Genomic DNA, 19,867 nt, shown 5'->3' with positions numbered 1-19,867 from the left:
CAGCGGCTGTCCCCAACCCTACCGGCCCCGATATACGGAGGTCAGTGCTCAGGTGACTCAACAGCCGCCGAAGTGACCAGTTCTGTCAGGACACCGTGGCAATCCTTTGGGTGAAGGAAGGTGATTCGGGAGCCCATGGAGCCGCGCCGGGGCTCGTCATAGAGGACTCGTACGCCTTTGCCCCTGATGTCGGTGGCATCGGCGTCGACGTCCGCCGTGCCGAAGGCGATGTGATGGACACCCTCACCGTTCTTCGCCAGCCACTTCCCGACGGCGGAATCCTCCCGCGTCGGCTCCAGGAGCTGGAGGTAGGAGGCGCCGCCGTCGGACGTCTCATTGATCTTGAGCATGGCCTCGCGCACGCCCTGCTCTTCGTTGACCTCGGAGTGGTGGACCTCGAAGCCGTATGTCGCCCGGTAGAACTCGACTGTCTTGTCGAGGTCGAAGCAGGCGATCCCGATGTGGTCGATTCGCGTCAGCATGGTGTCAGTGCAGCGCTCCCGCGGCGGTTACGCAACGTGCGCGCTGTCACACTGACCGCCGGATGACGGGTGGCCTACCGCTCAGTACATTCAAGTAAACCCTCGTTCACTCCTCAGCTGTGCAGGCTGAAAGGGGATCGCACCACATGTCTGGAACGAACAGCACGACCTCCGTGATCGTCGCGGGTGCTCGCACCCCGATGGGACGGTTGCTCGGCTCGCTGAAGAGCTTCTCCGGAGCCGACCTCGGTGGCTTCGCGATCAAGTCCGCCCTCGACCGTGCGGGTATCGGTGGCGACCAGGTGCAGTACGTGATCATGGGTCAGGTGCTGCAGGCCGGGGCAGGGCAGATCCCGGCACGACAGGCAGCCGTCAAGGCGGGCATCCCGATGAGCGTTCCGGCGCTCACCATCAACAAGGTGTGTCTGTCCGGCCTCGACGCGATCGCGCTGGCGGACCAGTTGATCCGAGCCGGTGAATTCGACGTCGTCGTCGCGGGCGGCCAGGAGTCCATGACGAACGCGCCGCACCTGCTCCCGAAATCCCGCGAGGGATTCAAGTACGGCGCCATCGAGATGCTCGACGCCATGGCGTACGACGGTCTCACGGACGCCTTCGAGAACATCGCCATGGGTGAGTCGACCGAGAAGCACAACACACGCCTCGGCCTCGCCCGCCCCGAGCAGGACGAGATCGCGGCCCTGTCGCACCAGCGTGCGGCCGCCGCGCAGAAGAACGGAATCTTCGAAGCGGAGATCACGCCGATCGAGATTCCGCAGCGGCGTGGTGAGCCGGTCGTCTTCAGCCAGGACGAGGGCATCCGCGCCGAGACCACGGTGGAGTCGCTCGGCAAACTGCGCCCCGCGTTCACCAAGGACGGCACCATCACGGCCGGTACGTCCTCGCAGATCTCGGACGGCGCCGCCGCCGTCGTGGTCATGAGCAAGGCGAAGGCGCAGGAACTCGGCCTCGACTGGATCGCCGAGATCGGCGCGCACGGCAACGTCGCCGGACCGGACAACTCCCTCCAGTCCCAGCCCTCGAACGCCATCCAGCACGCCCTGAAGAAGGAGGGACTCGAGGTCGAGGACCTCGACCTCATCGAGATCAACGAGGCGTTCGCCGCGGTTGCGGTGCAGTCAATGAAGGACCTCGGTGTATCCACGGAAAGGGTGAACGTCAACGGTGGCGCCATCGCCCTCGGTCACCCGATCGGAATGTCGGGCGCCCGGCTCGTACTGCACCTTGCCCTCGAGCTGAAGCGGCGCGGTGGGGGAGTCGGTGCGGCGGCGCTGTGTGGTGGCGGCGGGCAGGGTGACGCGCTGATCGTGCGGGTACCCAAGGCCTGAGTCCTTCTGTACGTCTGTTCTTCCGAACAGGTGTTACGTCTCTACTCGGAACGGAGCTGTGATGCAGGACGTCTCCTCGCTGGTGGCCCAGGCCAGGGAAGGCCGACCGCGGGCCGTGGCCCGGCTGATCTCCCTGGTGGAGGGGGCGTCCCCGCAGCTGCGCGAGGTCATGGCGGCGCTGGCTCCGCTGGCCGGCGGGGCGTACGTCGTCGGGCTCACCGGGTCGCCGGGTGTCGGCAAGTCGACGTCGACCTCGGGGCTGGTGACCGCGTACCGGCGGCAGGGGAAGCGGGTCGGCGTCCTGGCCGTCGACCCGTCGTCCCCGTTCTCCGGGGGCGCGCTGCTGGGCGACCGCGTCCGCATGTCCGAGCACGCGTCGGACCCCGGGGTGTACATCCGCTCGATGGCGACGCGCGGCCACCTCGGCGGACTCGCCTGGGCGGCACCCCAGGCCATCCGCGTCCTCGACGCGGCGGGCTGCGACGTGATCCTGGTGGAGACGGTGGGCGTGGGCCAGTCGGAGGTCGAGATCGCCTCCCAGGCCGACACCTCGGTCGTCCTCCTCGCCCCCGGCATGGGCGACGGCATCCAGGCAGCCAAGGCCGGAATCCTGGAGATCGGCGATGTGTACGTGGTCAACAAGGCCGACCGTGACGGCGCCGACGCCACCGCCCGCGAGTTGAACCACATGCTCGGCCTCGGCGAGTCCCGGGGCCCCGGCGACTGGCGTCCCCCCATCGTCAAGACGGTCGCCGCTCGGGGCGAGGGCATCGACGAGGTCGTCGAGGCCCTGGAGAAGCACCGGGCGTGGATGGAGGAGCACGGCGTCCTCGCCTCGCGCCGCCTCGCCCGCGCCTCCCAGGAGGTCGAGACGATCGCCGTCACGGCCCTACGGGAGCGGATCGGGGACCTGCATGGCGACCGCCGCCTCAGCGCACTCGCGCAGCGGATCGTGGCGGGCGAGCTGGACCCTTACCGGGCGGCCGACTCACTGGTGGAGGGGCTGACGGAGGGCTGACCGGTGGGCGGGTTCTGCTCGCCCCCGCCGCCCCTACCCTCCCCCAAGCTCTCGGCTTCGCTCGAGCGGGGGGGGACCCCCATGACGGGCTGGATATCCCCGGCCGGGGCTTGGTCCTTCAGCCCGTCCGGCGTTTGAGGACGAGGCTGTCCAGGCCGAACGGGGGTCTGGGGGCGGAGCCCCCGGGTAGGGATGGGACGGGTAGGGGCGGCGGGGGCGAGACTCCCTCCCTGGTCAACTCCCAACGCTCGCTGTTAAGTTAAGTCGCATGTTCCTCCTCGTGGCATAGGGCCCGCCCAGGCCCGCGACGAACTCGCAGCACTTCGGCTGCAGCCGTCGCGGCACTCAGGCGTCCCCCTTTCCCGCCTCGCTTTTGAGGAACACTCCACATGCTTACGTCACCTCCGCGGCCGTCGTACGCCGCCGTACTCCGCATCCCGTACGCCCGCCGTACCTTCACCACCGCCCTCCTCGGCCGGCTCTCCTACGGGATCGTCTCCCTCTCCGTGATGCTGACCGTGACCCGGGCCACCGGGTCGTATGCCGTGGCCGGCACGGTCATGGCGCTGTTCGGCGCCACGAGCGTGCTCCTGTCGCCGGGTCGGGCGGCCCTGGTCGACCGTTATGGCCCCCGCCGCGCTCTCGTCCCCATGGCCCTGACCTACGCCGGCCTCCTCACCGCCCTCGCGGCAGTCGGCTGGCGCCCGGGCGCACCCCCGGTGGTACTGGGCGCGGTCGCCGTCGCGGCGGGCGCCTGTACGCCCCCGCTCGGCCCCACCATGCGCACCGTCTGGGCCGAACTCGCCGGCGACCGGCCGCTGCTGTTGCAGCGTGCGTACAGCCTGGACGGCGTCGCCGAGGAGGTGCTGTTCGTCTCCGGGCCGCTGCTGGTCGGCGTGGTGGTGCAGTTCGCGCCCCCGGCGGCGGGTGTGGCGCTCAGCGCGCTGCTCGTGGCCGTCGGGACCCTCGCGTTCGTCACGTCCCCGGCGGTGCGGGACGTACCGCCCGCCGCCGTGAAAGCGGCGCACTCCGGGGCAGCCCGGCCGCATGGCGCGCGGGCCCTGGCGCGGCCCGTGGTCGTGGCCGCGACGGTCGGGCTCTCGCTGGGCGCCGTGGACCTGCTGGTCCTGGCCTTCGCCGAGCAACGGCACCAAGGTGACGGCGCCGTGGCCTGGGTGCTCGCCGCGCTGTCCGCGGGCAGCGCGGTCGGCGGCCTGCTCAACGGCGCCGTCAACTGGCGCGTCAGCGCCCGCGTACGCCTGCCGCTACTGGCCGCCGGTCTCGGGCTGGCCCTGGCCGCCGCGGGGCTGGCCCCGAGCCTCGGCACGCTCACGGTGGCGGTGGCGTGCGCCGGGTTCTTCGTCGCCCCCGCACTGACGACGTCGTACCTGATCGCCGACGAGTCGGTACCGCCCGGTCACCGCACCCAGGCCGGGGCGTGGGTCAACACGGCCGTGAACGCCGGCATTTCGGGCGGCACGGCGGCGACCGGCCTGCTGGTGGGGCGACTGCCGCTGAGCGCGTGCTTCGCGATCTCAGGGGGCGTGGCACTGCTCGCGGCGCTGGCCTCCTCCGCCAGGACCGCCGGCAGTGCCACGGCATCGCCCACGCCGGGTGACGGGCCGCAGCAGCTGTGCCGGAACACCCGCCCCGGGTCCGGCGCGGAACGGGACGCGGTACCAGTGGCCGGCGCCGACGCGTCGGCCACCGCGGGCGAATGCTCCGGCACGTCGACTTCTACCGGCGGACGTCTTTGACATCCTCGCCGCCCTGCGCATTGACGATTTCGGTCTCCGCAGGCGTGGCTACCCGTCCCCCCTAGGCCCGCCAACTATGTGGTCGGACAAGGTGAATTCACCAGTGGCTCGGCGGCCCTCAGGGCTGGGCAAGTGTCTGGTAGTCGGCCCTGGGCGCGGGCGGCCGGGGGTGGGTTCGACTCGCCTTCTTGGTCGCGACAGGCCGGGGAACGCTCACGGTCCGCTGCCCACCGATGGTGAAGCACTGCGAACTCCGCCTACCGAGCGCCCCGTAGGGAGCGCGAGGCCCTGACCTGTGTGGCTCCGCCGCGGGCCGCCGCACGCCGACCCGCAGGCCCCCCGCACACCCCAGCGGAGCGCTACGGCTTGCCGCGCTGCCCCCGCAGATGCTCCGCGATGGGCCGCAGCGACTTGTTGAGGTCCTCCAGGGCCTCGGGGGACAGCAGGTCCATGAAGTGCCTGCGCACGGATGCCACATGATGCGGGGCGACCTTCGTCATCGTCTCCCTGCCATGCTCGGTGAGGACGGCGAACAGGCCCCGGCGGTCGGACTCGCAGTTCTCGCGGCGGACCAGGTCCGCGTTCTCCATGCGGGTGATCTGGTGCGAGAGGCGGCTCTTGGACTGGAGGGTGGCGGCCGCGAGGTCGCTCATCCGCATCCGGTCGCCCTCCGACTCGGAGAGGTTCACCAGGATCTCGTAGTCGTTCATCGTCAGCCCGAACGGCTGCAGATCTCTCTCGAGCTGGTACGTCAACAGCCTGTTGACCTCCAGGTGGGTGCGCCAGGCGCACTGCTCCGCATCGGTCAGCCAGCGCGTGGCCGTCTCGGTCTCCATGAATGAAGTCTACCTAAAATGTTGAAAGGCGAACTAGTGAGGGTGGCGTGACGGCGCGCACACGTTCGACGTCACACTCCGCAGACTACCGCTCACAGCCCGAAGCGACGTTGGAGGTCTCCGAGCTGTCCGGGAAGACGCGGTGCGCCGGCCTGCTGTCCGTGTTGACCATGCTGGCCTGGTGTCCCGCCGCCGCCGGGTACTCCCGGCTCGTGCGGAACCGCCCCCGTGGCCTGCTCGGCCATGAGGACCTCGGTGGACTGGAGCAGCACGGTGCCGGCCCCTACGAACTCGAACTGATGCTCCTCTCCGGAGGCCCCGCCGAGGCCTGTCAGCGCACGTAGGCCGCCCATCACACCGGTCATGTACCCGTGGTCGTAGTGATGACACGGGGACGGGCAGTCGGCCCAGCCGACGAGCGCCTGCGGATCAACCCGGATCGGAGGTTCCATGAACACCACCGGACCATTGGAGGCCGCCACGAACTTGCCGGTTCCGATCAGCGTCAAAAAGCCCGGCACGATCGACTGCTTGAGCGCGAGGGTTGGCTGAAAAGCGAGGAGGTTGCCGGAGCGAATGGTCAGATTGCCGTTCTCGAGGTCGTACGAATTGACGTCGAAGGCCCGGTCGGCGAGGAGCATCTTGCCCGAGCCCTCGGCCACCACCCAGTCGCTCGCGTGCAGAGGCGAATGGAACGACGTACGGACGAGGCGGTCGAGGCGACCGTGCCCGATGCCGTTGAATTCCATCGTCCCGTAGTAGGCGATCATCTTGCCCTTCTGCAGGAACCACTGGCTCCCCTTGAGCTCCACGCAGAAGGTGTAGTTGTTGACGTTGTCGTCGACCGGCAGGGTCATGGGGTCGTAGACCGCCGGGCCGCCAGGAGTCCCGTACGCGCTCACAGCTTCTCCTCCGAGGCCTGGACGTACACCGCACCGCTGCCGCTCAGCTCCAGCTGGAACGCCTCGCCCGAGCCGCGGCCCACCATGTCGCGCCAGCCGAGCGCCGTGGACAGCTTGTTGCGTACGTCGCCGTGGTGCGCCACGTACGCCTGGGGGTCGACGTGGACGGGACGCTGGGGAGTGATCGGGACCTCGATGACCCCGCCGTGCGCCATCACGGCGACCGAGCCGTGCCCCTTGAGGGTGGTCGTGAAGAGCCCCTGGCCCGTCACCTGACCCCGGACCAGGCCCATGACACCGCCCTGCGAGCCCATGAACATCGTGCCCTGCTGGAGGGTGCCGTCGAAGGCGAGCAGTCGGTCCGCCTCGACGTACAAGGTGTCGCCCGCGAGGCTGATCACCTGGATGTGGTGGCCGCCGTGCCCGAAGAGGACGGTGCCGCTGCCCTCCACGGTCATCAGCGGGGTGGACTCATTGGCGACCCGGCGCCCGAGCATCGACATGACCCCGCCCTGGCCACCCTGCATATTGGGCGTGAAGGAAACCTCGCCCTTGTAGGCGAGCATCGCGCCGCGCTGGCTGAACAGGCGCTGGCCCGGCATGACGGTCGCCTCGATCATCTTGGCGTTCACTTCGCGGAACGGCATCTCACACATCACCCGCGATCGTGTTGCGCTCGCTGGGCTGTACGTAGACCAGGCCGTCGCCCTCGAAACGGATCTGGAACGCCTCGCCGCCGCCCTCGCCCATGAAGGTGCGGAACGTCACACCGGCCTGGAAGGACTGCCGGACATTGCCCTGGTGCGCGATGTACGCCCCCGGGTCGACCGTCAGCGGGTACTGGGAGCTGACGCGCAGCACCACCGCCGGACCGTCGGAGGTGATCGCCGCCTGGCCGTGCCCCTCGACGGTCGTGGTGAACAGCCCGTTGCCCTGCGAGGCGCCGCGCAGCCCGGTGAAGGACGTGCCCGTCCGCAGTCCCGCGTCCGTCGCGAGCAGATTGCTCGACTCGACGTACAGCTTGTCGCCCTGGAGGTTCACGAGGTTTATCTCGGAGGCCCGGTCCGCGAACCAGCAGGTCCCGTGCCCCTTCACCTCCATCACCGTCATCTGCTCGCCGGTGATCCGCCGGGTCACCATCCCGCGGATCCCCTCGCCGCCACCGCTCATCTTCTTGAAGGCCATCTGACCGTCGTACGCGACCATGGAGCCGTTCTTCGCCTTCACGGCGTCGCCGGTCATGTCGACGGCCAGCACCTTGCTGCCTTGGAGTCGGAACATCGCCACGTTGTGAAGGTAACCAACAGGTGGCGCTGTCAACCAGGGCCTACGGGATGATCCGGACCCTGAGGACACCCCGAGGACACCCCGAGCCCCCTGTCGGGGGCGGCGGGGCCTCAGATGCCACAATGGCCGGGACGTTTGTGCTTGCGTTCACAAAGCGTCGGCGACTCTCCCCGCCGAACCCACCAAGCCCACCAAACCCACCGAAGGTGAACCGTGGACATAAAGACCGCCTCCGCCCTCCGCCGCCTCCGCCTGGTCTCGGCCCCCGAGGCCGTCTCCTTCCTGCTGCTGCTCGTCTGCTCGGTACTGAAGCGGACCACGGACTTCAACGCGGTGCCCGTCATGGGCGCGATCCACGGCGTCCTCTTCATCCTGTACGTGATCTTCTGGGCGGACGCCTGGAACCGCACCAAGTGGAGCGCGGGCACCGGGATCCTCTACTTCGTCCTCTCCGTGCTGCCCACCGGCGGTTTCTTCGCCGAGCGCAAGCTCAAGCGCGAGGCCGAGGACGCGGTCATCGCCTCCCGCGCCCGCCGCGAGGGAGTGGTGAAGGCGTCATGATCGTCGCCTTCTCCGTGACACCGCTGGGTGTCGGCGAGGACGTGGGGGAGTACGTCGCCGACGCCGTCAGGGTCGTCCGCGAGTCGGGTCTGCCGAACCGCACGGACGCCATGTTCACCTCCATCGAAGGTGAGTGGGACGAGGTGATGGACGTGGTCAAGCGCGCCGTCGCCGCCGTCGAGGCGCGGGCGCCGCGCGTCTCCGTCGTCCTGAAGGCGGACATCCGCCCCGGTGTGACGGACGGCCTGACCTCCAAGGTGGAAACGGTGGAGCGGCACCTGTCCGCATAGCCCGCCGGCGGGCTGTGCGGCAACGAAGAACCCCGGTCCAGTGGGCCGGGGTTTTCGCTCGTGTGCGGACGCCCGCTTCCCCGGGGCGAGGGTGCGCGACTCTCCGGGGCGAGGGTGCGCGACCGAAACCCGAGACGATGCTGACCGCGATGTGACCGGCGGGTAAGGTCTTATGCCGTGCCGAAGCCGCTCAGCCTTGCCTTTGATCCCATCGCCCGCGCCGACGAACTCTGGAAGCAGCGCTGGGGCTCCGTGCCGTCCATGGCCGCGATCACCTCGATCATGCGCGCGCACCAGATCCTGCTGGCCGAGGTGGACGCGGTCGTCAAGCCGTACGGGCTGACCTTCGCACGCTACGAGGCGCTGGTGCTGCTCACCTTCTCCAAGGCGGGCGAGCTGACGATGTCCAAGATCGGCGAGCGGCTCATGGTGCACCCGACGTCGGTCACGAACACCGTGGACCGCCTGGTGAAGTCGGGGCTCGTCGACAAGCGGCCCAACCCCAACGACGGGCGCGGCACGCTCGCCTCCATCACCCCGAAGGGCCGCGAGGTCTGCGACGCGGCGACCCGTGACTTGATGGCGATGGACTTCGGGCTCGGGGTGTACGACGCCGAGGAGTGCGGGGAGATCTTCGCGATGCTTCGGCCGTTGCGCGTGGCGGCGCACGACTTCGACGGGGAGTAAAGGCGTAGGGGCGCCGGAAGATCGCGCATATGGGGTCGTTACGCTCGTCCTCATGAAGAAGAGCGTGCTGACCAGGTACCGCGTGATGGCCTACGTCACCGGTGTGCTGCTGGTCCTGCTGACCCTCGGTGTGATCGCCAAGTACCTGCTCGACATGGACGGTGCGGTGGACTTCACGCGCGTCGTCGCCATCGCGCACGGCTGGCTGTATGTCCTCTACCTGGTCTTCGCCTTCGACCTCGGCGCCAAGGCGAAGTGGCCGGTCGGCAAGCAGCTGTGGGTGCTGCTCGCCGGGACGATCCCCACGGCCGCGTTCTTCGTGGAGCGCAAGGTCTCCCAGGAGCTCGAGGCGAAGATCACGGACGACTCGCCCGCGGTCGCCAAGGCCTAGGCCGGACCTCGGGCGCCGCTTGATCGTCGCTCGAGGGGGATCGGTTTTCACCGCCGTGACAAGGCTCGCGGCGGTTTGCCGTCGACATTTACTAGGACGTCCTAGTAAATTCATTGGTATGGACGCTGACGCCATCGAAGAGGGCCGCCGTCGCTGGCAGGCCCGGTACGACGCCTCGCACAAGCGCGATGCCGACTTCACCACGCTCTCCGGTGATCCCGTGGACCCGGTGTACGGGCCGCGGCCCGGCGACAGGTACGACGGCTTCGAGCGGATCGGATGGCCCGGTGAGTACCCCTTCACCCGCGGGCTCTACGCGACCGGCTACCGAGGGCGTACCTGGACGATCCGCCAGTTCGCCGGCTTCGGGAACGCCGAGCAGACCAACGAGCGCTACAAGATGATCCTCGCCAACGGCGGCGGTGGACTGTCCGTGGCCTTCGACATGCCCACCCTCATGGGACGCGACTCCGACGAGCCGCGCTCGCTCGGCGAGGTCGGGCACTGCGGGGTCGCGATCGACTCGGCGGCCGACATGGAGGTCCTGTTCAAGGACATCCCGCTGGGTGACGTCACGACGTCGATGACGATCAGCGGACCCGCCGTGCCGGTCTTCTGCATGTACCTGGTCGCGGCGGAGCGGCAGGGCGTGGACCCGTCCGTCCTCAACGGCACGCTCCAGACCGACATCTTCAAGGAGTACATCGCGCAGAAGGAGTGGCTCTTCCAGCCCGAGCCGCACCTGCGCCTCATCGGCGACCTGATGGAGCACTGCGCGTCGAAGATCCCCGCCTACAAGCCGCTGTCCGTCTCCGGGTACCACATCCGGGAGGCGGGCTCCACGGCCGCGCAGGAGCTGGCGTACACGCTGGCGGACGGGTTCGGATACGTGGAGCTGGGGCTGAGCCGCGGCCTTGACGTGGACGTCTTCGCCCCCGGCCTCTCCTTCTTCTTCGACGCGCACGTCGATTTCTTCGAGGAGATCGCCAAGTTCCGGGCGGCGCGGCGCATCTGGGCGCGGTGGATGCGGGATGTGTACGGTGCCCGGTCCGAGAAGGCGCAGTGGCTCCGCTTCCACACGCAGACCGCCGGGGTCTCGCTGACCGCCCAGCAGCCGTACAACAACGTCGTCCGTACGGCGGTGGAGGCGCTCGCGGCGGTCCTGGGCGGCACGAACTCCCTCCACACCAACGCGCTGGACGAGACGCTGGCCCTCCCCTCCGAGCAGGCCGCCGAGATCGCCCTCCGTACGCAGCAGGTGCTGATGGAGGAGACCGGCGTCGCCAACGTGGCCGACCCGCTGGGTGGTTCCTGGTACGTGGAGCAGCTCACCGACCGGATCGAGGCCGACGCGGAGAAGATCTTCGAGCAGATCAGGGAGCGGGGGCTGCGGGCGCATCCCGACGGACTCCACCCGATCGGGCCGATCACCTCCGGCATTCTCCGGGGGATCGAGGACGGCTGGTTCACCGGGGAGATCGCCGAGTCCGCGTTCCAGTACCAGCGGGCGCTGGAGAAGGGCGACAAGCGGGTGGTGGGTGTGAACGTCCATCACGGGTCCGTGACCGGGGATCTGGAGATTCTGCGGGTCAGTCATGAGGTGGAGCGGGAGCAGGTGCGGGTGTTGGGGGCGCGGAAGGTCGGGCGGGATGACGCGCGGGTGCGGGCGTCCCTGGACGCGATGCTTGCCGCCGCCCGTGACGGGTCCAACATGATTGCGCCCATGCTGGACGCGGTGCGGGCGGAGGCCACGTTGGGTGAGATGTGCGATGCGCTCCGGGACGAGTGGGGGGTGTACACGGAGCCGGCGGGCTTCTGAGGGGTTTCTTCGCCCCCGCCGCCCCTACCCGTCCCCTCCCGTTCCTGGGGGCTCCGCCCCCAGGCCCCCGTTCGGCCTGGACGGCCTCGTCCTCAAACGCCGGACGGGCTGGGATGCCTGGCGGGGTCTGGGGCGGGTAGGGGCGGCGGGGGCGGGCAAAACCCGTGCCGCGCCGCTCAGGTCTCCGCCGCCGCCCCCGTGAGCCCCAGCAGAAGTACCCGGGTGAACCGGCGTACCCACTCCTCGTCCGCCGGCTCCGCGCTGACCAGCGTGCGGTGCAGGACCGCACCCGCGACCACGTCGAAGATGAGGTCGGCGGTGCGGGCGGCCGCGTCGGGGTCGGACTCCGGAGGGAGCTCGCCGCGGGCGGTGGCGCGGGCCCGGCCCTCCAGGACGAGACGTTTCTGCCGGTCGACGATCGACGTGCGGATGCGTTCGCGCAGGGGCTCGTCCCGGGTGGACTCGGCGATGACGGCCATGAGGGCCGTCTTGGTCTCCGGACGGTCCAGGATCGCCGCGAATTGGAGGACCACGCCCTCGATGTCCGTGGCGAGGCTGCCACGGTCGGGGAGTTCCAGTTCGTCGAAGAGGACGGCGACGGCGTCGACGACGAGTTCGTTCTTGCCCGCCCAGCGGCGGTAGAGGGTCGTCTTGGCGACCCCTGCCCGCGTCGCCACGTCCCCCAATGTCAGCTTGGACCAGCCCAGTTCGACCAGTGCCGCCCGCGTCGCCCGCAGGATGGCGGCGTCCGCGGCGGCGCTGCGCGGGCGCCCCGTACGAGGGGCGGCGGAAGTGCGACTGTGCATGTCGGTGACCCTATCCGCCGGGTCTGTGAGGTCGTATCGGGCGGTTGTGTGAAGCCGTGAGGGAGATCACCGGGGTGGGGCGGACAGGGGTGCCCTCGGACAGTTACGCTACGACTCGTAGCGAAAGCTCGAACGCGGGTGACAACCGCATCGGCGCCAGGTGGGGACCCGGCGCCCTGTAGTGCCGAACGCAGTGCCAGTGCGGTACCCGATCAGGGTGTGACCCGCCTGGGTTTCACAACGCTTTTCACACACGCGCGGGAACGGGGGAGGATAGACGCATGCAGCCACGGAACATGTCCATGAGCGGAGTCGTCGACCTCGCCGCGGTGAAGGCGGCCCAGGAGGCCAAGGCGAAGGCGGAGCAGGCGCGCGCCGAAGCGGCCAGGCAGGGCGGCGGAGGTGGGGCCGTATCCCCCACCAGTCTCGTCATCGACGTAGACGAGGCGGGGTTCGAGCGCGAGGTCCTGCAGCGATCCACCGAGGTCCCGGTCGTCATCGACTTCTGGGCCGAGTGGTGTGAGCCCTGCAAGCAACTGAGCCCGGTGCTGGAGCGGCTGGCCGCCGAGTACAACGGGCGGTTCCTCCTCGCCAAGATCGACGTAGATGCCAATCAGATGCTGATGCAGCAGTTCGGGATCCAGGGGATCCCGGCCGTCTTCGCGGTGGTCGCGGGGCAGGCGCTGCCGCTCTTCCAGGGCGCCGCGGGTGAGCAGCAGATCCGCGAGACGCTCGACCAGCTCGTCGAGGTCGCCGAGCAGCGCTTCGGCCTCACCGGCCTGACGGTGGACCCCGATGCCGAGCCGGGCAGCGCCCCCGCTGCCCAAGAGGTGCCGGCCGGACCGTACGACGCGCTTCTCGAGGCCGCCGTACAGGCTCTGGACGCGGGCGACTTGGGCGGTGCCGTACAGGCGTACAAGAACGTGCTCAATGACGACCCGGGCAACACGGAAGCCAAGCTGGGCCTCGCCCAGGCGGAGTTGCTGCAGCGCGTGCAGGGCGCCGATCCGCTTCAGGTGCGCAAGGACGCCGCGGAGAAGCCTGGTGACGTGGCGGCACAGATCGCGGCCGCCGACCTGGACCTGGTCGGCGGGCATGTCGACGACGCGTTCGGGCGGCTCATCGGCACGGTGCAGCGCACGGCGGGCGACGACCGTGACGCCGTACGGGTGCGACTGCTCGAACTGTTCGAGGTGGTCGGCGCCGACGACCCGCGGGTGATCGCGGCGCGCCGGGCACTGGCCAGGGCTTTGTTCTAACCGGTGCGCTGACCTGTTCCTAAACGCCGGGACCTGTGATGCCCAGGTGAAAGGTTGGCCGAGAGAGCGACATGTGGCCGCGCTTTACCAAATCTTGGTAAACGCGGCCGCTGTTACTGGGAGTAAGTCGGGGGCGTCGATCTGCCGGATTCCGTCCAGGGATCAACAGTTTTGTCACCACCCCTGACACCACCCTGTGTCGCCGACCGATACCGACGGGTCGTTGTTCGGTTATCCGGCCGTTACTAGCCAGTAACGAACCCCCTTGTGCGGGCGGCGAGAATGCACCACGATCGGCGACGCTCGGTCCATTCCCCCTACCCCGACAGCCAATCGGGTCAAGGCGTTTCGTGGGTCCCCACCGGGTGGAGGCGGCGGCAGTGGAGCCGCCTCGTGGACAGGGGGGTCTCTGCCGTTCGGCGGAGCCTGTCCAGCAGGTTGTGCGTGATGTGTGTCAGGCGCGACCAGTGGTTGTCGCTCGGGGGTGATCGCCAGTGATTCGGGCACGGTTCGCGCCTGAAGAGTACGGGCGCTCTCCTTCCCGAGGACGTAGCACTTCTCCCATCCCTGCCCGGCTGAGCCGCCGATGTGGGTCAGTCAGGGCCAGGAGATGTACGTCCGAGAAGGAGGAAATATGGAGTCCCAGGTGCGTGGCGGGACCAGATGGAAGCGGTTCGCTGTGGTCATGGTGCCCAGCGTGGCCGCCACAGCAGCGATAGGTGTCGCCCTCGCGCAGGGTGCTCTCGCGGCGTCGTTCAGCGTTTCCGGTCAGTCGTTCAAGGTGACGGCGGACCAGCTTGTCGGTACGGGCTTCTCGCAGTACGGAGCCATCGACTCGGGGTACACCCTCGACGGCAAGAAGACGGCTCACCCCGTCGCGGTCTCCGCGTTCAAGAACGCGACGATCACCAACATGTGCCAGTCGGTGGTCACCCCGAACATCCCGCTCATCGGTTCCGTCAGCCTGCAGCTGAAGGCCGGCGGGGACGGTAAGCCGGTCGAGGCCGACAACCTGTACATCGACGTCGAGGACCTTCAGGCCAACGCGACGTTCACCAACATCGACATCGGTGTTGCGGCCAAGGACGCCAGCAAGGGTCCGGGCATCAAGAGCGGTGACACGGCCAACCCGTATGGCTTCGCTCAGCAGGCCGAGAAGGCCGTGCTGACCGACGTCAAGCAGACGGCGTGGGCGACCACCGCCGGTACGTTCAAGCTCAGCGGCCTCAAGATGTCGCTGTCCACGGGCGTCAAGGAGTGCTACTAGGCACTCCATGGGGCGGGCGAGGGGGCCCCGGCTGTCTCGCCCGCCCCGCTCCTTATCGCCGTACGCGGAACACTCGCGCGTACTTTTCACAGTAAAGCCGTTCCAGGGAGCTGTTTTCCATGAGCGCCGAGACTCCTGCCGCGCCCGGCCAGAACGAGCACTACCTCCGGGTCTTCCGGCGGCACTTCCGTATCTGGAGGGGGCAACGCCCGTTCTGGGCCGGCCTGTTCGTGCTGCTCGGCGGTTTCCCCATCGCCTACTTCCCGTACGCGAACCTCCAGATCGGCCACTTGACGCTGGCGATGGCCACCACCGCCGGCGCCGGCTCTCTGATCATCGGCGTGCTTCTCGGGGTGCTGGGCGTGAGCCTCTGGTTCCAGAAGCACGTACGGACCTTCGCCGGAGTCGCGGCGATTCTGCTGGCGCTCGTCTCCATCCCGGTGTCCAACCTCGGCGGCTTCCTCATCGGCTTCCTGTTCGCCATGATCGGCGGCGCGATGGCGGTCTCCTGGGTCCCGGGCGAGCCCGGCGAGGAGCAGGGCGCCGTGGCGCACAAGACCGAGGGCGGCACCCCGAGCGCCCCGAGCAACCCGAACACCCCGATCACCCCGCACCTCCCGGAAACCCCGGCATCCCCGGTATTCCCGGACAGCGCGAACGGCGTGAACAGCGACGCCCCTGCGGTCGCCGACGAGGTGGGCGAGCCGAAGGATCTGTCAGGTACGAGCCCCGCCATTGGGGCGAACGGGAGGCACAGTGCCGGCTGACGAGGTGACCCACGGGACTGATGTGGACGAGTCCCGTGTGAGAACCGGGCCGCGCCACGCGGCCCCCAGGAAGCCGCTGTTCACCAGGTTCCACATGCCTGCCGGGAAGGCCGTGGCGCTCGCGGCGATGCCGACCGCGGTCCTCATGGGGATGGGTTTCACGCCGACGCTCGCACAGGCCGACGACCAGGCGTCGACGTCGAAGACCCTGACGGCCGACGAGTACCAGGCGTGCGTGGAGGCCGTGGACGGCTCCACGGACGGCGAGGACGCGTCGGTGAGCGCCACCCCCAACCCGTCCGCCTCCGCCTCGGCGAGCGCCACCGCGTCCCCCGACGAGGCCGAGCCGACCCCTTCGGACACGGCGTCCTCGGGCGAGAGCTCTTCGCCGGATTCAGGTTCCGACGACGAGGCCGAGCCCACGCCCACGCCGTCCGCGAGCAAGACGGCCCAGAGCGGCGGCAGCGACGACACGGCCACGGCGACCCCCTCGGCCTCCGCGAGCAGCGACAACGTGCTGGAGACCATCGGCGACGCGATCACCGACGCCTTCACGGGCGACGAGGACGCCGCGGCGAGCGCCACCCCCACGCCGTCCGCGTCCGCCTTGGCGAGCGCGAGCGAGGGCGAGGACACGTCCGACACGGCCACCACCGACACCGTGAAGGACACGACCGACAAGGTCACCACGACGGTCGACGACACCGTGAAGGACGCGACCGACACGGCGTCCGAGGTGGCCGAGGACGCCACGGAGACGGTCACGGAGGCGGCCGACGAGGCCGCTACGTCGTCCCCCAGCCCGTCCGAGAGCTCCGCCGTGGACCCGGACGACTGCCCGGTCGCCACGGACGAGGAGGGCGGCGTCGACAACCCCGTGACGCTGCCCGACGACCCCTGGTACCTGAACGCCAGTTCGCTGCTGCTCAAGGGTGCGGACTACCAGGGCATCGTGAAGGTGAAGACCGCCAACGGCACGGTCAAGAAGGTCCTGAAGTACGTGATCTCCGACGGCACCGACATAGGCGATCTGCACCAGACGGTGGACGACAAGCAGGCGGGCAAGACCTACCACGTGCAGGCGGGCAGTGGCACGACGTCCACCATCCGCGACGGCAAGACCGTCATGTACACGGAGAGCATCTCCGGCAACCTGCTCGGCCTGATCCCGGTCGAGTTCAGCCCGGAGAACCCTCCGCCGCTGAACATCCCGCTGATCTACTTCACCAAGGTGAAGGTCGTGCAGGCGGGCCAGTTCGGCGGAACGCTGACCATACCCGGGCTGCACCAGTACACCACCTGACCGTCACGCACACAGACCCGTTCGGGAGCCGCGCACAAGCACTGTGGCCCGGTACTTCACCATCAGGTGAGGGACCGGGCCACAGTGCTTGACCGAGCCACAGTGCTTGTCACGTGACGGCCTTTTCGCGCTGGAGGCAGCGATGCGCGGCTTGTTCGAGGACCTGGGCCTGCTCGGTGTGATGGGCCCGCGCGGGGACGAGCCCCTGTTCGATCCCGGACCCGTGCTCGAACGAGTCCTGGACGCCATGCCGATGAGCCCGGAGGCGGCCGCCGCGCTCGCCCTGACGCAGCGAGGGCGCCCCCTGTCGCAAGGGGCGCCCTCGGCGGCGTACGGAAAGTGCGCGGGTCAGGCGCGGCCGCCCTCGCCCAGGTGGTGGACGCGGACCATGTTGGTGGTGCCGGGGACGCCGGGGGGCGAGCCGGCGGTCATGACGACGACGTCGCCCTCGTTGAAGACCTTGAGCTTCTGCAGCTCGCGGTCGACGAGGTCGACCATCTCGTCGGTGCTCTTCACGAACGGCACGACGTGGGACTCGACGCCCCAGCTCAGCGCGAGCTGGTTGCGGGTGCCCTCGTCCGTGGTGAAGGCCAGGATGGGCTGGGAGGCGCGGTAGCGGGAGAGGCGTCGGGCCGTGTCACCGGACTTGGTGAAGGCGACCAGGCCCTTGCCGCCGAGGAAGTCGGCGATCTCGCAGGCGGCACGGGCGACCGAACCACCCTGCGTACGCGGCTTCTTGCCCGGGACCAGGGGCTGCAGGCCCTTGGAGAGGAGCTCCTGCTCGGCCGCGACGACGATCTTCGACATCGTCTTGACCGTCTCGATCGGGTACGCGCCCACGCTCGACTCGGCGGACAGCATGACCGCGTCGGCGCCGTCCAGGATCGCGTTGGCGACGTCGGAGGCCTCGGCGCGGGTCGGGCGGGAGTTGGTGATCATCGACTCCATCATCTGGGTCGCGACGATCACCGGCTTGGCGTTGCGGCGGCAGAGCTCCACGAGGCGCTTCTGCACCATCGGGACCTTCTCGAGCGGGTACTCGACGGCCAGGTCGCCACGGGCCACCATGACGGCGTCGAACGCCGCGACGACGGCCTCCATGTTCTCGACCGCCTGCGGCTTCTCCACCTTGGCGATGACGGGGACCCGGCGGCCCTCCTCGTCCATCACCTTGTGGACGTCGTTCACGTCGTGGGCGTCGCGCACGAAGGACAGGGCGACCATGTCGCAGCCCATCTTCAGGGCGAAGCGCAGGTCCTCGATGTCCTTCTCGGACAGCGCGGGCACGTTCACCGCCGCGCCGGGCAGGTTGATGCCCTTGTGGTCCGAGATCACACCGCCCTCGATGACGACCGACTTGACCCGGGAACCGTCGACCTCGACGACCTTCAGCTCGACATTGCCGTCGTTGATGAGGATCGGGTCGCCCTTGGAGACGTCGCCGGGCAGGCCCTTGTAGGTCGTGCCGCAGATGTGCTTGTCGCCGGGCACGTCCTCGATGGTGATGGTGAACTCGTCACCGCGCACCAGCTCGACGGGTCCCTCGGCGAAGGTCTCCAGGCGGATCTTCGGACCCTGCAGGTCGGCGAGTACACCGATGGCCTTGCCGGTCTCGGCGGCGGCGGCCCGGACGCGGTCGTACCGCCCCTGGTGCTCGGCGTGCGTGCCGTGGCTGAAGTTGAAGCGGGCCACATTCATGCCGGCCTCGATCAGCGCGACCAGCTGCTCGTGGGAGTCGACCGCGGGGCCGAGAGTACAGACGATTTTCGAACGGCGCATAGGGCGATCCTATCGGTTTGTTTCGCTACGGAATATTCCGACTGGTGGAAGATACAAAGGGGCGGGGCGCCGCTCAGGTGAGGTTCTGGCCATCGCTCACGCCATCGCTCACCAGGGCGTACGTCTGCGTGGCGATCTCCAGTTCCTCGTCGGTCGGCACCACGGCGACCGCCACCCGCGCACCCTCGGGCGAGATGAGCCTGGGCCCGTCCGCTCGTACGGCGTTCAGGTCGGCGTCGACCGCCAGACCGAGCTCCTCCAGACCGGCGACCGCGGCCTCGCGCACCGGCGCGGCGTTCTCGCCCACTCCGGCGGTGAAGGCGATCGCGTCCACCCGGCCCAGTACCGCGTAGTACGCGCCGATGTATTTCTTCAGGCGGTGGATGTAGATGTCGAAGGCGAGCTGCGCCTGCTCGTCACCTTCGTCGATACGGCGGCGGATCTCCCGCATGTCGTTGTCGCCGCACAGACCGATCAGGCCGCTCTTCTTGTTGAGCAAAGTGTCGATCTCGTCGGTGGACATCCCGCCAACCCGCATCAAATGGAAGATGACCGCCGGATCCATGTCGCCCGACCGGGTCCCCATGACCAGTCCCTCCAAGGGCGTGAGCCCCATGGAGGTGTCCACGCACCGGCCGTTTTTGACCGCCGACGCCGAGGCGCCGTTGCCGAGGTGCAGCACGATGACGTTCACGTCCTCCGGCGCCTTGCCGAGGAGCCGCGCCGTCTCCCGGGACACGTACGCGTGCGAGGTGCCGTGGAACCCGTACCGCTGGATGCGGTGCTCGTCGGCGGTCTTCACGTCGATCGCGTAGCGCGCCGCCGACTCCGGCATCGTCGTGTGGAACGCGGTGTCGAAGACGGCGACCTGGGGCAGGTCCGGGCGCAGTGCCTGGGCGGTACGGATGCCGGTCAGGTTCGCCGGGTTGTGCAGCGGCGCCACCGGGATCAGCCGTTCGATCTCGGCGAGCACGGTGTCGTCGACGACGGTCGGGTCGGAGAAGAACTTGCCGCCGTGCACGACCCGGTGGCCGATCGCGGCCAGTTCGGGGGAGTCCAGGCCGAGCCCGTCCTTGGCCAGCTCCTCGGCGACGGCCTTCAGGGCGGCGGCGTGGTCGGGGATGGGGCCGTTCGCCTCGCGGGACTCACCGGTGGTGAGCGCGGTGTGCTTCAGGCGGGAGGTTCCCTCGCCGATGCGCTCGACGAGGCCCATGGCGAGGCGGCTGCTGTCGCGCATGTCGAGCAGCTGGTACTTCACCGACGAGGAGCCGGAGTTGAGGACGAGGACGCGGGTGGCGGTCACTGCG

Annotated in this window: 20 protein-coding genes; 12 read left to right on the top strand and 8 right to left on the bottom strand. The window is 69.0% G+C overall.

Annotated features, from left to right (window positions below; all coding sequences use genetic code 11):
- Nucleotides 1–41: 41 nt before the first annotated feature.
- Nucleotides 42–482: a methylmalonyl-CoA epimerase gene (gene mce, locus ACX28W_RS26970; RefSeq protein ID WP_459002076.1), complete on the bottom strand. Its 441-nt coding sequence runs from the start codon at nt 480–482 to the stop codon at nt 42–44.
- A 146-nt stretch (nt 483–628) separates the two neighbouring features.
- Between mce and ACX28W_RS26965 the strand changes: the two genes are divergently transcribed.
- The 3 genes from ACX28W_RS26965 (at nt 629) to ACX28W_RS26955 (ending at nt 4,606) form a co-directional block, all read left to right on the top strand.
- Entirely contained in the window at nt 629–1,831 is a 1,203-nt protein-coding gene (locus tag ACX28W_RS26965) for an acetyl-CoA C-acetyltransferase (RefSeq protein WP_459002075.1), read from the top strand.
- Between the two features lie 61 nt (nt 1,832–1,892).
- Entirely contained in the window at nt 1,893–2,849 is a 957-nt protein-coding gene (meaB, locus tag ACX28W_RS26960; RefSeq protein WP_459002074.1) for a methylmalonyl Co-A mutase-associated GTPase MeaB, read from the top strand.
- Nucleotides 2,850–3,238: 389 nt separating this feature from the next.
- Nucleotides 3,239–4,606 (top strand): MFS transporter, encoded by a 1,368-nt coding sequence (locus tag ACX28W_RS26955; RefSeq protein ID WP_459002072.1) that lies wholly within the window; start codon nt 3,239–3,241, stop codon nt 4,604–4,606.
- Between the two features lie 359 nt (nt 4,607–4,965).
- On the opposite strand, the gene ACX28W_RS26950 is transcribed toward ACX28W_RS26955, so the two are convergent.
- The 4 genes from ACX28W_RS26950 to ACX28W_RS26935 form a co-directional block, all read right to left on the bottom strand.
- On the bottom strand, nt 4,966–5,442 hold the full coding sequence (locus tag ACX28W_RS26950; RefSeq protein ID WP_362088608.1) for a MarR family winged helix-turn-helix transcriptional regulator: 477 nt from the start codon (nt 5,440–5,442) through the stop codon (nt 4,966–4,968).
- A 92-nt stretch (nt 5,443–5,534) separates the two neighbouring features.
- Nucleotides 5,535–6,344 carry an AIM24 family protein gene (locus ACX28W_RS26945; RefSeq protein WP_459002069.1) on the bottom strand — a complete coding sequence of 270 codons (810 nt, stop codon included), beginning with the start codon at nt 6,342–6,344 and terminating at the stop codon, nt 5,535–5,537.
- On the bottom strand, nt 6,341–6,991 hold the full coding sequence (locus ACX28W_RS26940; RefSeq protein WP_459002177.1) for an AIM24 family protein: 651 nt from the start codon (nt 6,989–6,991) through the stop codon (nt 6,341–6,343). Before ACX28W_RS26940 ends, ACX28W_RS26945 begins: the two co-directional genes overlap by 4 nt.
- A gap of 1 nt (nt 6,992) precedes the next feature.
- On the bottom strand, nt 6,993–7,625 hold the full coding sequence (locus tag ACX28W_RS26935) for an AIM24 family protein (RefSeq protein WP_459002176.1): 633 nt from the start codon (nt 7,623–7,625) through the stop codon (nt 6,993–6,995).
- Between the two features lie 219 nt (nt 7,626–7,844).
- On the opposite strand from ACX28W_RS26935, the gene ACX28W_RS26930 reads away from it, so the two are divergent.
- The 5 genes from ACX28W_RS26930 to ACX28W_RS26910 all read left to right on the top strand — a co-directional run bounded on the left by ACX28W_RS26930 (nt 7,845) and on the right by ACX28W_RS26910 (nt 11,379).
- Nucleotides 7,845–8,192 (top strand): DUF3817 domain-containing protein, encoded by a 348-nt coding sequence (locus ACX28W_RS26930; protein ID WP_459002068.1) that lies wholly within the window; start codon nt 7,845–7,847, stop codon nt 8,190–8,192.
- On the top strand, nt 8,189–8,482 hold the full coding sequence (locus ACX28W_RS26925) for an MTH1187 family thiamine-binding protein (protein WP_014176340.1): 294 nt from the start codon (nt 8,189–8,191) through the stop codon (nt 8,480–8,482). The genes ACX28W_RS26930 and ACX28W_RS26925 overlap by 4 nt, the downstream gene beginning before the upstream one ends.
- 177 nt (nt 8,483–8,659) lie before the next feature.
- Nucleotides 8,660–9,169: a MarR family winged helix-turn-helix transcriptional regulator gene (locus ACX28W_RS26920; protein WP_459002066.1), complete on the top strand. Its 510-nt coding sequence runs from the start codon at nt 8,660–8,662 to the stop codon at nt 9,167–9,169.
- Nucleotides 9,170–9,221: 52 nt separating this feature from the next.
- Nucleotides 9,222–9,560, top strand: a complete 339-nt coding sequence (locus ACX28W_RS26915) for a DUF3817 domain-containing protein (RefSeq protein ID WP_362088612.1) — start codon at nt 9,222–9,224, stop codon at nt 9,558–9,560.
- 118 nt (nt 9,561–9,678) lie between these two features.
- Entirely contained in the window at nt 9,679–11,379 is a 1,701-nt protein-coding gene (locus ACX28W_RS26910; protein WP_459002064.1) for an acyl-CoA mutase large subunit family protein, read from the top strand.
- Between the two features lie 176 nt (nt 11,380–11,555).
- Here the strand turns inward: ACX28W_RS26910 and ACX28W_RS26905 are convergent, their stop codons facing one another.
- Nucleotides 11,556–12,185 carry a TetR/AcrR family transcriptional regulator gene (locus tag ACX28W_RS26905; protein WP_459002063.1) on the bottom strand — a complete coding sequence of 210 codons (630 nt, stop codon included), beginning with the start codon at nt 12,183–12,185 and terminating at the stop codon, nt 11,556–11,558.
- Nucleotides 12,186–12,466: 281 nt separating this feature from the next.
- Here ACX28W_RS26905 and ACX28W_RS26900 point away from each other — a divergent pair, with 281 nt between their 5' ends.
- The 4 genes from ACX28W_RS26900 to ACX28W_RS26885 all read left to right on the top strand — a co-directional run bounded on the left by ACX28W_RS26900 (nt 12,467) and on the right by ACX28W_RS26885 (nt 16,781).
- Entirely contained in the window at nt 12,467–13,444 is a 978-nt protein-coding gene (locus tag ACX28W_RS26900; protein ID WP_459002062.1) for a tetratricopeptide repeat protein, read from the top strand.
- Nucleotides 13,445–14,129: 685 nt separating this feature from the next.
- Nucleotides 14,130–14,711 (top strand): DUF6230 family protein, encoded by a 582-nt coding sequence (locus ACX28W_RS26895; protein WP_459002060.1) that lies wholly within the window; start codon nt 14,130–14,132, stop codon nt 14,709–14,711.
- Nucleotides 14,712–14,830: 119 nt separating this feature from the next.
- Nucleotides 14,831–15,478, top strand: coding sequence for a DUF6114 domain-containing protein (locus tag ACX28W_RS26890; protein ID WP_459002059.1), 648 nt, complete (start codon nt 14,831–14,833; stop codon nt 15,476–15,478).
- Complete coding sequence (locus ACX28W_RS26885) at nt 15,468–16,781, top strand: hypothetical protein (RefSeq protein ID WP_459002058.1); 1,314 nt, start codon at nt 15,468–15,470, stop codon at nt 16,779–16,781. Before ACX28W_RS26890 ends, ACX28W_RS26885 begins: the two co-directional genes overlap by 11 nt.
- A gap of 348 nt (nt 16,782–17,129) precedes the next feature.
- On the opposite strand, the gene pyk is transcribed toward ACX28W_RS26885, so the two are convergent.
- Both pyk and ACX28W_RS26875 read right to left on the bottom strand, forming a co-directional pair.
- Entirely contained in the window at nt 17,130–18,560 is a 1,431-nt protein-coding gene (gene pyk, locus ACX28W_RS26880) for a pyruvate kinase (RefSeq protein ID WP_459002057.1), read from the bottom strand.
- A gap of 73 nt (nt 18,561–18,633) precedes the next feature.
- Nucleotides 18,634–19,863 carry an acetate kinase gene (locus ACX28W_RS26875; protein WP_459002056.1) on the bottom strand — a complete coding sequence of 410 codons (1,230 nt, stop codon included), beginning with the start codon at nt 19,861–19,863 and terminating at the stop codon, nt 18,634–18,636.
- Nucleotides 19,864–19,867: the final 4 nt, after the last annotated feature.

The sequence above is a fragment of the Streptomyces sp. SD15 genome (assembly GCF_054462255.1).
The sequence above is the reverse complement of the archived record's forward strand: the minus strand, read 5'-3'. Positions and strand labels throughout refer to the sequence as shown.